This is a genomic window from Bradyrhizobium sp. ORS 285, assembly GCF_900176205.1.
Lineage (GTDB): Bacteria > Pseudomonadota > Alphaproteobacteria > Rhizobiales > Xanthobacteraceae > Bradyrhizobium.
The window spans coordinates 3,088,211-3,101,547 of the sequence record NZ_LT859959.1 but is presented as its reverse complement, the minus strand read 5'-3'; the positions used below and the strand labels follow the sequence as shown (position 1 = coordinate 3,101,547).

The 13,337-nt window shown below is 64.7% G+C and carries 14 protein-coding genes and 1 tRNA gene; 3 read left to right on the top strand and 12 right to left on the bottom strand.

The window, feature by feature from the left end; genetic code table 11:
* Nucleotides 1-76: 76 nt before the first annotated feature.
* The 8 genes from BRAD285_RS14015 to BRAD285_RS13975 form a co-directional block, all read right to left on the bottom strand.
* Nucleotides 77-1,747, bottom strand: coding sequence for a peptide ABC transporter substrate-binding protein (locus tag BRAD285_RS14015; protein WP_006610522.1), 1,671 nt, complete (start codon nucleotides 1,745-1,747; stop codon nucleotides 77-79).
* Between the two features lie 84 nt (nucleotides 1,748-1,831).
* Nucleotides 1,832-3,487 (bottom strand): ABC transporter ATP-binding protein, encoded by a 1,656-nt coding sequence (locus BRAD285_RS14010; protein WP_244422110.1) that lies wholly within the window; start codon nucleotides 3,485-3,487, stop codon nucleotides 1,832-1,834.
* 481 nt (nucleotides 3,488-3,968) lie between these two features.
* Nucleotides 3,969-4,169, bottom strand: a complete 201-nt coding sequence (locus BRAD285_RS35760) for a hypothetical protein (RefSeq protein ID WP_006610524.1) — start codon at nucleotides 4,167-4,169, stop codon at nucleotides 3,969-3,971.
* Between the two features lie 16 nt (nucleotides 4,170-4,185).
* Nucleotides 4,186-4,458 carry a hypothetical protein gene (locus tag BRAD285_RS35755; protein ID WP_035645245.1) on the bottom strand — a complete coding sequence of 91 codons (273 nt, stop codon included), beginning with the start codon at nucleotides 4,456-4,458 and terminating at the stop codon, nucleotides 4,186-4,188.
* A 119-nt stretch (nucleotides 4,459-4,577) separates the two neighbouring features.
* Entirely contained in the window at nucleotides 4,578-5,246 is a 669-nt protein-coding gene (locus tag BRAD285_RS13995) for a haloacid dehalogenase type II (RefSeq protein WP_035645247.1), read from the bottom strand.
* 225 nt (nucleotides 5,247-5,471) lie between these two features.
* Nucleotides 5,472-5,948 (bottom strand): Lrp/AsnC family transcriptional regulator, encoded by a 477-nt coding sequence (locus BRAD285_RS13990; RefSeq protein ID WP_006610526.1) that lies wholly within the window; start codon nucleotides 5,946-5,948, stop codon nucleotides 5,472-5,474.
* Between the two features lie 842 nt (nucleotides 5,949-6,790).
* Nucleotides 6,791-6,875 (bottom strand) — tRNA-Leu (locus BRAD285_RS13980).
* Between the two features lie 135 nt (nucleotides 6,876-7,010).
* Nucleotides 7,011-7,301, bottom strand: coding sequence for a FliM/FliN family flagellar motor switch protein (locus tag BRAD285_RS13975; protein ID WP_371507592.1), 291 nt, complete (start codon nucleotides 7,299-7,301; stop codon nucleotides 7,011-7,013).
* A gap of 20 nt (nucleotides 7,302-7,321) precedes the next feature.
* Here BRAD285_RS13975 and lipB point away from each other — a divergent pair, with 20 nt between their 5' ends.
* The gene (gene lipB / locus BRAD285_RS13970; protein WP_006610529.1) at nucleotides 7,322-8,044 is read left to right on the top strand and encodes a lipoyl(octanoyl) transferase LipB; all 723 of its coding nucleotides are present in this window, start codon (nucleotides 7,322-7,324) and stop codon (nucleotides 8,042-8,044) included.
* Between the two features lie 2 nt (nucleotides 8,045-8,046).
* Here lipB and BRAD285_RS13965 read toward each other — a convergent pair whose 3' ends face one another.
* Nucleotides 8,047-8,472, bottom strand: a complete 426-nt coding sequence (locus tag BRAD285_RS13965; protein ID WP_006610530.1) for a 4-oxalocrotonate tautomerase family protein — start codon at nucleotides 8,470-8,472, stop codon at nucleotides 8,047-8,049.
* A 112-nt stretch (nucleotides 8,473-8,584) separates the two neighbouring features.
* Between BRAD285_RS13965 and BRAD285_RS13960 the strand changes: the two genes are divergently transcribed.
* Entirely contained in the window at nucleotides 8,585-9,442 is an 858-nt protein-coding gene (locus tag BRAD285_RS13960) for a LysR family transcriptional regulator (RefSeq protein ID WP_006610531.1), read from the top strand.
* Nucleotides 9,443-9,618: 176 nt separating this feature from the next.
* Nucleotides 9,619-10,563: an AraC family transcriptional regulator gene (locus BRAD285_RS13955; RefSeq protein WP_244422112.1), complete on the top strand. Its 945-nt coding sequence runs from the start codon at nucleotides 9,619-9,621 to the stop codon at nucleotides 10,561-10,563.
* A 5-nt stretch (nucleotides 10,564-10,568) separates the two neighbouring features.
* On the opposite strand, the gene BRAD285_RS13950 is transcribed toward BRAD285_RS13955, so the two are convergent.
* From BRAD285_RS13950 to BRAD285_RS13940, 3 genes are read right to left on the bottom strand one after another with little or no spacing between them, the layout of a single operon-like run.
* Entirely contained in the window at nucleotides 10,569-12,005 is a 1,437-nt protein-coding gene (locus BRAD285_RS13950) for a TIGR01777 family oxidoreductase (RefSeq protein ID WP_006610533.1), read from the bottom strand.
* A complete protein-coding gene (locus BRAD285_RS13945; protein ID WP_006610534.1) occupies nucleotides 12,002-12,661 on the bottom strand; it encodes a DUF4166 domain-containing protein in 660 nt (219 codons plus the stop codon). Before BRAD285_RS13945 ends, BRAD285_RS13950 begins: the two co-directional genes overlap by 4 nt.
* A 16-nt stretch (nucleotides 12,662-12,677) precedes the next feature.
* Nucleotides 12,678-13,247, bottom strand: a complete 570-nt coding sequence (locus BRAD285_RS13940; RefSeq protein ID WP_006610535.1) for a GbsR/MarR family transcriptional regulator — start codon at nucleotides 13,245-13,247, stop codon at nucleotides 12,678-12,680.
* Between the last annotated feature and the right edge of the window lie 90 nt (nucleotides 13,248-13,337).

Below are 13,337 nucleotides of genomic sequence, written 5' to 3'. Positions count from 1 at the left end.
TCTCGCCCATCATGACCGCGTCGAAAACAGGGGCCATCCGCCGGCAGGCGGCGGATGACGGGTTATTTGGACACCATCATCCCTTCCAGGACCACGAGGCGGCATTCCAGGAGGCCGTGCGTACGTTGGGATTGAATTTGAAGCCGTCGAGCTTCGATTTGCGGCCGAGAATGATGGTGTAGGCAAACACGGGCAGGAACGGCAGCTCCTCGCGGATGATCCGCTGCACCTGGGTGTAGATCTTGCGGCGTTCCTCCTGATCGAAGGTGCTGCGCCCCTGCTTCAGCAGTTCGTCCACCTTCGGATTGGAATATTGCATGACGTTCGACCCCTGCCCGCCCCGGGCCACGCTCGAGGTGGACGCGAAACGGTTGGTGACATCGGGGTCGGAGGCAATCAAGAAGGTGACGCCGGAGAGACCGCTGTCGAATTGGGACTTCTGCCAGAAGTCGCCCCACATGACGGCCGGAGGGAGGTTCGAGATCGTCATCTCGACACCGATCTCGCGGAAGATCTGCTGCATGTATTGCTGCATCTGCTCGCGCAGATGGTTGCCCGACGTCGTCGAATTGGCGAAGGACAAGCGTACGCCGCCCTTGGCGCGAATGCCGTCCGCCCCTGGCACCCAGCCGGCGTCGTCGAGAATCTTGCGCGCGGCATTCAGGTTGAAGTCCTGAACCGGCAGGGTCCGATCATAATAATAGGATTGCGGCGGCATGAATGTCTCGGTGACGGTGCCCACGCCATAGTAGATGCTGTCGATGATCGACTTGCGGTCAAGCGCCGCATAGAGCGCCTTGCGAACCGCGAGCTCCTTGAACTGCGGCCGCTCGAGGTTGAAGAAGATTCCTTCGATCCCCGATGCCGCTTCGAGATCGACCGTGCGCCCCGGCAGCTTCTTGGCTTCCTCGTAGTGATCGGCCGTGATGTAGGCCTGGTCCACCAGATCGACGTCGCCGGCCTGGAACTGGGTATAGAGCACCGTCATGTCCGGGATGTACTTGAACACGAGCTGACTGATGAACGGCCCCTGTCCGAAGTAGTTCGGGTTGGCCTCGAGCTCGATCCGGTCGCCGGGAACGCGCTGGCCCCACTTGAAGGCACCGGTGCCGATGGGCGCCTGGCCGAAGGCCGTAATGTTCGGATCGGCTTCCTTCTCCAGGATGTGCTTGGGCACGATGAAGGTCTCGGCCAGGAACGCGAGATAGGGCGCGAAGGCGCTTTCCATTCGCCAGGTGATCTCGGTCGGAGAGACCACTTTCAGGTCACGCACCAGCGAATGTCCACCGGTACGCCAGGCCCTGAACTTCGGATTGACGATCAGCTCCAGCGTGTATTTCACGTCCTCGGCCGTGAACGGCGTGCCGTCATGCCACTTCACGTCGTCGCGCAGCCGAACGCGCCAGACCAGACCGTCCTTCGAGATACCACCGTTGGCCTGGCTCGGCACCTCGGCCGCAAGATTGGGTTGCATCACGCCTTGGGCGTCGATGCGGATCAGGGCGTCGAACACCGAGAAGATCACGGCGTCGTCGGTCTCGCCATGAACCATCAGGGGATTGAACGTCGTGGGCTCCTGCGAGACTCCGACGACGACGCGGCCCTTGGGAGCCTTGCCCTTGCCCTGCGCGAACGCCGCGCCACCCAGGAAATGGGGAGCGACGAAGGTGGCGAGTCCGCCCGCTGCAGTCAGGCGCAGGGCATCACGACGCGAGTAGCCGGGCCGGGCGTTGGTCGTATCCGTCATGACGTCGTCTCTCCGTTAAGATGTTAAGATGGCGTTGCTTGTATCGGTTGCGGTGGTGGGTTCGGATACGGGCGAGTGACCGGCTCACACCAGCTTCTCACCCGGAATTGCGGCGACAAGCTCGCGCGTGTAGGACGATTGCGGATTGAGAAAGATCTGCGACGGCGGGCCCTGCTCGACGATCCGCCCTTTGTGCATCACGGCGATCTGGTCGCAGATCTGGCTGGCGACACGCAGGTCGTGCGTGATGAAGATCATCGACACACCCGTCTCGCGCTGGATCTGATCCAGCAGCTCGAGGATCTGCGCCTGGATCGAGACGTCGAGCGCGGAGACCGCCTCGTCGGCGACCAGCAGCCTGGGCTTGAACATCAGCGCGCGAGCAATGCCGATGCGTTGGCGTTGTCCTCCGGAAAACTCGTGCGGATAGCGATCGAACGCGCCCGCATCGAGGCCGACATGCGACAGCAATTCCTTCGCCTCGATGCGCGCCTGCGCACGGGGCATGCCATGCGCGATCGGGCCAACTGTCAGGATGTGGCCGATCGTCGACCGCGGGTTGAGCGACGCGAATGGGTCCTGGAAGATCATCTGGATCTTCGGCCGCAGCGGGCGAAACTCGGAATCCGAGAGAGCCGCGATATCGCGCCCCTCGAACAGGATCCGGCCGCCGTCGCAATCCTGCAGCTTGACGAGCAGACGGCCGAGCGACGACTTGCCCGAGCCACTTTCGCCGACGATTCCGAGCGTGCGGCCGGGACCGATCTCGAACGAGACCTCCTGCACGGCAGGAACGACGCGCTGGCCTCCCAAAAGGGCGCTGCCGCTCCGATAGGTCTTCGACAGCCCCTCGACTTTGAGGATCGCGTCCTCAGACGCAGTTGCTGCCGCGGCGCGGTCCTGGCCCGTCAGATTGGGCACGGCTGCGATGAGGCGCTTGGTGTAAGGGTGAGACGGCGACTTCAGCACCTCGGCGGCACTGCCCTGCTCGACGATGCGCCCCTTCTCCATGACGATCACGCTGTCGGCGATCTCGGCGACGACTCCGAAGTCGTGGGTGATGAACATGACGCTCATCCCCTTTCGCCGCTGGATGTCCCGGATCAGGTGCAGGATCTGCGCCTGGGTGGTGACGTCGAGCGCCGTCGTCGGCTCGTCGGCGATCAGCACCTTGGGCTCGAGCGCCAGCGCCATCGCGATCATCACGCGCTGGCGCTGCCCACCCGACAGCCGAAACGGATACTGATCGTACATCAGTTGCGGGTTGGGAAGATTGACCTCCGTGAGCAGCTCGATGACGCGCTTTCGCTGCCAATCCTTCGTGCCAACGTCATGCGCGGTCAGGACCTCGGTGATCTGCTCGCCCACCGTCATCAGCGGGTTGAGGGCTGACAGCGGATCCTGGAAGATCATCGAGACGACACGGCCGCGCAGGGAGCGCAGCGTTGCAGGCGATGCGCCGATCATCGCCGTGCCCTCTGGTCCGCCGAGCTGAATGGCGCCGGCCGACACCAGGATCGCGCGGGGCAAGAGGCCCATGATCGTGTTGGCCGTAACCGACTTGCCCGAGCCGGACTCGCCGACGATGCAAAGGATCTGACTGTCCAGGAGATCGAAGCTGATGTTCTCAACGGCGTGGCGCCGCTCCATCCCGCGCGGCAGATCCACTGTCAGACCACGGACGGACAGGGCCGGCGCCACCGGTCCTGCGGTCTGGCTTTGAGGCATCGTCGAACTCATTCCCGTCAACTCGTGCTAATAGATCGTCACAATGATGGGGTAAGAGGCACAAGTCGCGGCAGTTTGCCTAACTTGAGGGCGCACCGTGAAGTGGTCGCCGGCCATGAAATCCCGCCCAGATTCCGTGGCCGTTCCAGTCAGTGTTGCGCGCCGTTAGCAACACGAAACGCTGAATGGCGAGAGGGGCGCAGCATACTCGTCTGCAGCCCGGGTCGCTTTCGGTATATTATCCTCTGATCGAGGCTTGTCCGGCTCCGTCGGCCTCTCAATCCCACCGCGCGGCTTGAAACATCGGACAGCCCGGTCATCTGCTACTCCCTTCTCCTTGCCGCTTTCGCAACTGCGTTGCTCAGGAAACCGGCATCGGCGGAGTGCGCAGCGTGCGCGGGGGATGGCGCACGCCAACTGCCGCACGCAGGCGGCCTCGATGAGCATCGCGTCGGATGAAGCCGCTCGCAGCCGGCATCAAGGTCCGCCGGGTTTAGATCGATTGGCTCCCGCACTTTTTCAGCGCGGCTTCGAGCGCCTCCAGGAAACGGTCGACATGCTGCGCTGCGCAGACCAGTGGCCGGCGCACTTTGAGCGTATCCTCATTTGCTCCGTTGGTGCTGATGAGAACGCCACCGTGGCGCATCGCGTTCACGACATCGAGCGCCATCCTGCGGCGCTCGATCGGCGACATCGCATCTAGCCCCACGTCAATCCCGAAGAAGAGACCGGCGTAGCGTACCGCGCGAATCCTCCAATTCCGAGGACAGCACCTCGATGCGCCCGTCGAGCGCATAATGGCGCGCCAGAAGCGCTTGGAGCACATCCACCTCGATGACATCAGGCGACGTCGCCATGACGGCCGAGGCGGCGCGGAAAAACATATCGGAAGACGGTGCGGGCCAACGCGGCTGGCTGCCCTTCGGTCGTGCGCTCCGCGGCCACGCCGCCGAGCCGCCGGCGTCATCATCGACGCGCAACATCGCCTCCTCGGTGTCGTCAGGCGGCCCTGAATGCTCTTGCGTGACCGCCCGCCCTCTCCTCTTCGTCCGGCGCGCCCAGCAATCCACGCCGGGCGCGTCAGGACCTATGCGAGATTGATCTAGAGACCGACCACGCCCGGCAAATGGCTGATGTCAGGAATTTCGACATAGCCGTAATAGGGATTGGCCGGCTCATGGCCGCGATTGACCCAGACCTTGTTCTTGATGCCCAGATCATGCGCCGACATCAGATCGTAGCGGAACGACGAGGAGCAATGCAGAATGTCCTCCGGACCGCAGTTCAACATGTCGAACATGTATTCGAAGGCGCGGAAGTGGGGCTTGTAGGCGCAGGCCTGCTCGGCGGTGTACACCGCATGGAAGGGCGCACCGAGCTTGGCCACGTTGGAGCCGATCTGGGCGTCCATCGAGTTGGTCAGCGTGACCAGCGGGATCTCCTTGGCAACCTTCGCGAGGCCCTCCGGCACATCCGGATGAGGACCCCAGCTCGGAATGCGCTCGTAGATGTTGCGGGCATCCTCGGGCCGGAAAGCGACGCCGTTGCGCTTGCAGGCCCGCTCCAGGGCATTGTGGATGACGGTCGCGAAGGGCTGCCAGTGCTTCATGACCTCGTCGAGCCGATAGGCTGCGAAGTTGCTGATGAATTCCAGCATTTGCGGTTCGCTGAGCTGCGCGCCGTAGATGTCGCGAGCCGCCTCGGCCATCTGGAAGTGGATCAGCGTGCCGTGGCAGTCGAAGGTGATGTATTTCGGGCGGAAGCGGGTCATGCGCACTATCCTCGTCGTCGGCGCTGCAAGCCGATGAATGATGCGATCAAGGTAGGGCGTAACCGAGCGGCGGGATCACCATTTTCCGCCGTCTCGAAGCAGGATGTTTCGTTTCTTCCGCTGTTTTCGGCAGAAATTTACGAAGGCCGAGGGGCCACGGCTGGCGCTCCGAGCTCAGCGCGGCTCCTCCCGCGTGATTCGGCCGCCAAGCGCAAGCGGGCTCTTTCAGAGCGGAAATAGGCTCTTCAGCGGAAGATGGGCTCGCACCAACGGTGACTTCAGAACGATGAAGCTGAAGTACTTGTCGATCCCGACATTGAGGCTGCTCAAACGCTCCATGAGTTCCTGGTACTCGCTGATTCCGGCCGTGACGACCTTCAGGAGATAGTCATACCCGCCGGACACGAGATGGCACTCCACCACCTCCTCCACCTTCTCGATCGCTGCCAGGAATCGAGCGAAGTCGATCTGCTGATGGTTCTTCAGCGTGACCTCGGTGAAAACCGTGAGCGTCGAACCGAGCTTGGCCACGTTGATCTGCGCCGAATACCCGGAGATATAGCCCTCGATCTCGAGCTTTTTCACGCGCATGAGGCAGGGACTCGCCGACAGATTGACCAGCTTGGCGAGCTCCACATTGGTAACGCGACCGTTCTTCTGTAATTCATGCAGGATCTTGATATCGATGCGGTCGAGCTTCATTGCTGCAATCCGAGCGGTCAGTCTCAGCAGGTGTGCCAGGCGATGATCTCTGCACGCTAGCATATCGGCTTCTTCTGTCGATCGCGTTTGTTCGGACTTCTGATTACGCAGCCGAGTCCGCCACCTGCCTCGCGTCGTGACGGCGGGTGGACTCTCGTGATCCAGTCGACGCAGTTCGCCCGTGGCCGAAGGCAATGACGTTAGCGAGCAGCTCCCCCTTCATCAGATGAAGCGCGACACCCGCACCACTGGTCCAACAGTCCACTCCCGGCGCCGAAGATGGATCGACACCAGAAACGCCATACTTCTGCAAAATATTATTCACTTGCCGATTTTCAGAATATGTGATTATCTATGCTCATCCCGGTCCGCGAGAGGGGCGCTTCGCGATCGTCACGAGACGTTGGGCTGGGGATGCGGTGGCCGCGAGTGCGCTGCAGCGGGTGTCATGCCCGCCGACGAACGGCAGCTTGCGGACGTGAAGACGCGTGGTCCTGACGCCCCGATGCTGGCGTCAAGCTGTTGGGTGATGATCCCGGCGGCGACGGTGACTTGCAAGCCGGACACCGGGGAGATCGCGACATAAGCGTGAAAACCATCGCGCGGGGAATGCCGGGTGTTCTCGGCTGAACCTGTGGTGACTGCCGCCTGCTTTTTTGTCTGCAGGCGGGCCATGGGTGCGGCCAGCGCCCGGCATTCCCCGCGCCCTCTCATCTTTCGAGGGCGGAACGACCGGAACAACTCGGACGCCATTGCGCCGCGGGATCATGGCCCCACGCCCGATCGACGGGCGCAAGACCAGAACGAACCGGCAACAGATCCGAATTTGATGAGGAGAGGTATGGTGCGCTCGGAGGGACTCGAACCCCCACGGTGTTACCCACTGCCACCTCAAGGCAGCGCGTCTACCAATTCCGCCACGAGCGCTAAAAGAAGCCGGGGCCAGAGGAAACAGCGGCACCGGATCAGTGGCGCCCGTGTATCAAATCGATGTCGGGGGGACAAGGCCCGCCCTGCCCTAAAATACCGGATTGTGGATGGTTTTAGTGGCCGATCCGGACGCTATCGGGTGGTCGGTGTCGGCGAGCGCGGCAGCATCTGCTTGACCTCGACCGCAATGCGGTTGCGGTCGACCAGGACCACGCCGTTGGCGATCGGCAGATTGTTGGCCAGCACCTTGACGTCGTCGGCCTCGGTGGCGTCCAGCTCGATGATGGCGCCGCGGGACAGCCGCAGAACCTGGTGGATGGGCATGGAGCAGGTGCCGAGAACGACCATCAGGTCGACTGTCACTTTATCGAGGGTTGACACTGCGAGAGCACCGAAGTCACTGGATTCCGTTACCCGAGACATCACCATGTTGTGGTTAGCCAATGGTTAACAGCCGCGAAACGCTCGACCTCTCCCCCTTCGCCGGCCCTCCCGGCAACGCGGTGGCGTGGCGCATCTCCGATTCGTTGGTCGATTATGCCGAGGCGACCGCGGTCATGGAGGCCCGGGCGGCGGCCATCGCCGCCCACGAGGCCGAGGAGCTGGTCTGGCTGCTGGAGCATCCGCCGGTCTACACCTCCGGCACGTCAGGCAAGCCGGAGGATCTGCGCGACCCGCGCTTTCCGTTCATCGCGACGGGACGCGGCGGCCAGGTCACCTATCACGGCCCCGGCCAGCGCGTCGCCTATGTCATGCTCGACCTCAAGCGCCGCCGGCCGGATGTGCGCGCCTATGTCGCGGCGCTCGAGGAGACCATCATCCGCACGCTGGACGCGTTCAACGTGCGCGGCGAGCGGCGCGAGGACCGGGTCGGCGTCTGGGTCAGGCGGCCCGACAAGGGCCAGGGCTTCGAGGACAAGATCGCCGCGATCGGCGTCCGGCTGAAGCGCTGGGTCACGTTTCATGGCATCGCCATCAATGTCGAGCCCGACCTGTCGCACTTCCAGGCCATCGTGCCCTGCGGCGTCACCGATCCGCGCTACGGCGTCACCAGCCTGGTCGATCTCGGCCTGCCGGTGACCATGGCCGATGTCGACGTGGCGCTCCGGCAGGCGTTCGAGAGCGTGTTCGGCGCCACAGTCGCGGCCCTGCCGGAGACGGTGTGAGCTCAGGCGGCCGGCTGCGGCGGAACGCCGAGCCGGGCCGCGACGTAGCGGCGCTCCTGGCTCAGGCCGCCGAAGCCGTAGGCATCGCCCCTGACCTCGTCGACATGCAGATAGGTCTCGTGATGCAGCGGCCCGATCAGCTCGGCCATGCGCTCGAAGACTGCGGCAAGATAGGCCGCCTTCTCGTCCTTGGTGTTGGTGCCTTCGGTGACGTGGATGTCGATCCAGTAGCTGGCGAGCCCCTGCTCGGCCAGCGAGGCGCCGCCGGCGAACCAGTCGGCCGGATCGGCCTCGGAGACGATGACCGCAGTGACCTTGGGATCCTTGCCGAGGATGCGCGCAGTCAGCGCCGTGACGGCGTCCGCGATGTGCTTCTTCAGCGCAGGTGAGCGATGTGAGCTGGCATAGACGATGTTGATCAGGGGCATGGGTCGGCTCTTTCTCGTGAACGGCGGCAAGCCGCCTTACGAACCAGAACCTAGCGCGTCGCCAATCATTTATGTATGCTATCATGCAAGATATCAATGATAAGCTCTTGAAATGACACCGACGCTCGACATCGCCGCGGTCCGCACCTTCCTGCTGGTCTCGGACCTGCAAAGCTTCACGCGCGCGGCCGAAGCGCTGGGGACAACCCAGGCCGCTGTCAGTTTGAAGCTGCAGCGGCTGGAAGCCGTGCTCGGAAAGCGGCTGCTGGAGCGCTCCCCGCGCGCCGTGCGACTCACGGCCGATGGCGCGGCCTTCGTCGAGAATGCCCGCGCCCTGGTGGCCGCGCACGACGTCGCGCTGGCAGCGGCGCCCCGAATCCGTCCGCGCTTGGCGCTCGGCATCAGCGATCATGCGGCGGGCCCGGAATTGGTCCCCATGCTGCAGCAGTTTCACGCTATCACCACCGAGCTCACATTGTCGGTCGGCATCGGCTTCTCGCGCGACCTGCTCGACCGCTATGATGCGGGCACGCTCGATGCGATCATCATCCGCCAGGAAGCCTCCCGCCGCGGCGGCGAGACCCTCGCCGACGACGAATTCGGCTGGTTCGCGAGCCCGCGATTTCGTGCGCCGGCAGGCACGCCGTTGCCGCTCGCGACGCTGGCTGCGCCGTGCGGCGTGCGCGCCCTTGCGGTGCGCGCGCTCGACAAGGCGAAATGGCCTTATGTCGAAAATTTCGTCGGCGGCGGCGTCGCCGCGGTCGTGGCCGCCGCACAGGCTGGGCTTGCGGTCGCACCTCTGGCGCGCCGAATCGCTCCGGCAGGTCTGGTCGATCACGGCCCAGCGCTTGGCTTGCCGAAGCTCGGCCGGTCGAAGGTCATCCTTCATGCCAAAGTCAGTGACGCTGCCAAGCGCGCGGCGTTGCGCACACTGGCGGCCGCGTTCCGAAGCGCTTCGCCGGCGAAGTAATTGACGAGGCCACACCGTCATGTAGCATAGGTTAACATTCGAAGCTCAGGAGAAGCGGCTTGAACCGTCTCTTGACCGCAACTGACCTCGTCAGCGCTTCACCAAAGCCGAGCCCGGCGGCCACGGGCGTAGCCGGCGTTGCTTCGAGCGGCCTCGAACCTTTGCATCGTCATGCCTTGATTCGGACCTCCAGCGCCGAAGTTCTGCGCGACCTCGCAAGCCGCAAGCTCGGCGCCGAGCGCATCGACTTCCGCCATGCCGAGCGTTTCGAGGCGGTCGTCAATCTGATCGAGCTTCAGACCATCGGCCTCGCCTTCGGCACCACCACCTGCGACATGGTCTCCGACCACCGGCCCGCCGATTTCATCCGCCTGCAGATCGCCATGAGGGGACGCGCCGTCAGTTGCGCCCGCGGCGACGCCACCGATGTCAACGAGCAGCAATTCGCCGTCGCGCCGGCGGGCGTACCGTGGCAGATGGCCTGCCAGGGCGGCCACCGGCGGCTCACCTTGCGGCTCGATCCGAAGGTGCTGCGCGAGCGGCTCGCAGCATTGGTCGGCGTGCCGCCGCGCGCCGATTATGCGATCGACGCCGCCATCCCGTCCGCCGATCCGCAGGCCCGCAGCCTGCTCCGCCTGCTCGAATTCCTCACCACCCAGCTCAGCGAGCAGGACGCGGCCTTTCCGGTTGCTGTCTATCGCGAGTTGGAAGACGCCGTGCACGTCGCCTTCCTCTGCGCCAGCCGCCATCGTTTCCGCGATATGCTGATCGATCCGGCGCCGATGCCCGAGTTCGGACTGGTCAAGCGCCTCGAAGACTACATCGAGGCCAATTGGCGCGAGCCCATCACCATCGAGCGCCTGGCGCGTGAGGCCGGCGTCAGCGCCCGCTCGATCTTTCGCGTGTTCGAGCGCGTGCGCGGCTACTCACCGATGGCCTTCGCCAAGGCGGTGCGCCTGCGCCGCGCGCACGAGATGCTGCGCTCCGGCGATCCTGCGGTAACCGTGGCAGCCGCCGCCGCAGCCTGCAACTTCACCAATGCCGGTCACTTCGCCCGCTACTACCGCGCCACGTTCGGCGAGCTGCCGTCGGCGACGGCAGCCCGCTCCGCTCGGTCGTGAGCAGCTCACAAGATCGCCTCCAGCGCGCTGCGCAGGCTCTGGTGGCGGAACACGAATCCGCTCGACAGCGCCTTGTTCGGAACGACCCGCTGGCCGCCGAGCAGCAACTCCTCGGCGAAGTCTCCGCCGAGACGGCGCAGCAGCCCCGCCGGCACGCGCAGGATGGCCGGTCGCCGCAGGCAGCGTGCGAGCTCGGCGGTGAAGGCGATGTTGCGCACCGGCAGCGGCGCCGTCGCGTTGATGGGGCCAGTGATCGACTCGGTCGCGATGACATGCGCGATCAGCCGGATCAGATCGTCGCGCTCGATCCACGACATCCATTGCGCGCCGGTGCCGAATGGACCGCCCAGGCCGAACTCGAACGGCGTCAGCATGCGCGACAGAAAGCCGCCGTCGCGGCCGACCACGAGACCGATGCGCAGCAGCGCCACGCGCACGCCATGCACCTCGGCGCCGCGTGCCGCCTGCTCCCAGGCGTCGCAGAGATCGTGGCTGAAGCAGGGATGCGACTTGGCCGACTCGGTCAGCGGCTGGTCCTGCCACAGGCCGTACCAGCCGATCGCCGAGCCATTCACCAGCACCTTCGGCTTGCGCGCGAGCCGCGCGACCAGGGCGACGACGGCCTCCGTCATGGCGAGCCGGGATTGCACGATCGCCGCGCGCTTGGCCGCCGTCCACGGCGCGTTGCCGATCGGCTCGCCGGCGAGATTAACGATCGCATCGATGCGGGTGTCCGAAGCGATCTGATCGAGGTTGGTGATCAGGGTCAGCGGCGGCGGCAGGTTCGCGGCATTGGCCGGATCGCGCACCAACGCGATCACGTGATGGCCGGACGCGGCAAGGCTCGCAACGAGACGCGCGCCGATGAAGCCGGTGGCGCCGGTGACGAGGATGGTCTGTGCCGGCGGAAGCACTGCGACCAGTCCGCTCGCGTCGGGCTGGGCCATTCGCCCGAGCCGCGCCGCGGCGGCGAAATCACGCAGGCCACACAGGCTGGCGCCGATCGCGGCCGCTGCGGCGATCCAGCTCAGAAGGCCGGCATAGGCCAACACAACGGCTGAAGGCTGCATCGCCCAGTCGATGAGCACCGGCACCAGCAGCATCAGGATGGCGCCATAATTGATCGCGAGCAGCGTGTGATTGATGCGCTCGCTCGGCGGCAGCTTGCGCGTCAGATCCTCCTCGACGAAGTCGGTCAGGGTGATCGCGATCTCGGCGAGGAGCACCGCGAGCACCGCTATCGCGAACAGTCCATGCGGCTCGCACCAGCCGAGAACGGCGAACAGCAGCGCATAGAGCAGATTGCGGATCCCGTGCAGCTTCAGCTCATTCCGCTGCGACGGCCGCCACGCCAGGCGCTCGGTGAATTCGTGATGATAGAAGGTGTCGAACACCCCCATCACGACCTGAACGGCGATCAAAGACCGGAGCAGCGGCGTCATGGTGCGGACTCCCTGAACACGGCGCTCTGGCGGATGATCCGGCCGAAGCGCGGATGGACGATCTCGAGCGCGAAGCGGAAGGCGCCGCCGCCGAGATCGGAATGGGTGACGGTGAGATTTCCAGGCGTGAGCCAGGACGGCAGCCGCCAGCGCCGGCCCGCGAATGCGAGGGTGTAGCCGGCGCTATGAAAGGCGAGCGTACCCTCCGTCACGCAGACGCGCAGGCTCATGCTCAGGCCCCAGCCGAGATATTCCTCCAGCCCCGTCGGTCCGGCGAAGCGCTTGGCCGAATGGATCACCTGCGGAAAGCCATGCGGGCGGCCGCAGATGCGGGTCCAGATCTGGCCGCCGCTGGCGGGATCCTCCGTGACAGAGACGATCATCGGCACGCCGGTGTTCGCCGTGATCGGCAGCGGGCCGCCGATCAACCGTGCGGCCTGCGCGAACCAGAATCCGGCGCGGCTCATCTCCGCCTGCTCGACCTCGCCGACATAGACGACGGTGGCGCCGTCGGCGAGACGCTTGGAGAAGCGCCGCCAGATCGAGACCGGCAACCGGCCCCAATCCTCCGGCGACAGCAGCGCGCGGAAACGGTGATCGTCATGGAGCCGGACATTTGAAGGTGCTGAAAGTCCGAGATGTCGTAGGCTCACCATGACGCCCTCCAATGAACTAATCGCTGCCGGACCTGGATCGTCCCGACGGCAGCAGGTTTGCGATCTTCTCGCCGAGCTTGATCAACGCGACCAAACGCGGCCGCGGTACCTTCAGCATCTGCACGTACCAGCGGTCGACCAGTTCGGTGAACGCCAGCATGTCCTTCAGCCGCTTGGCCGCGACCGAGCTGATGCCGGGATCGGCGGTCGCCTCCGCGACGCAGGCGCGCAGCGCCGCGATTGCGGGATCGATCTCGCGCTGCTTGCGGCCCGCGGCGATGCGCTGCGCGACCTCCCAGATGTCGGTCTCCGCCTCGAAATGATCGCGGCGATCGCCCAGGATCGGCACGCGCCGGATCAGGTCCCAGGCGAGCAGCTCCTTCAGCGAGTTCGAGACGTTGGAGCGCGCCATGCCGAGCGTCTCGGCGATGTCCTCCGCCGTCATCGGCTTCTCGGCGAGGTACAACAGGCCGTGGATCTGGCTCACCGAGCGGTTCACGCCCCACTGGTCGCCCATGTCGCCCCAGTTGAGGATGAAGCGCTCGACGGCGGGAGGAAGCTTCTTCTTGCCTGTAATTTCTGTCATGACAGAAATATCTGACTGATGGAGATGAATGTCAAGAGCGGCTGATCGCTGAACCCGAGGGACGATTGGCAAGACGGAGATGAGAGTGCG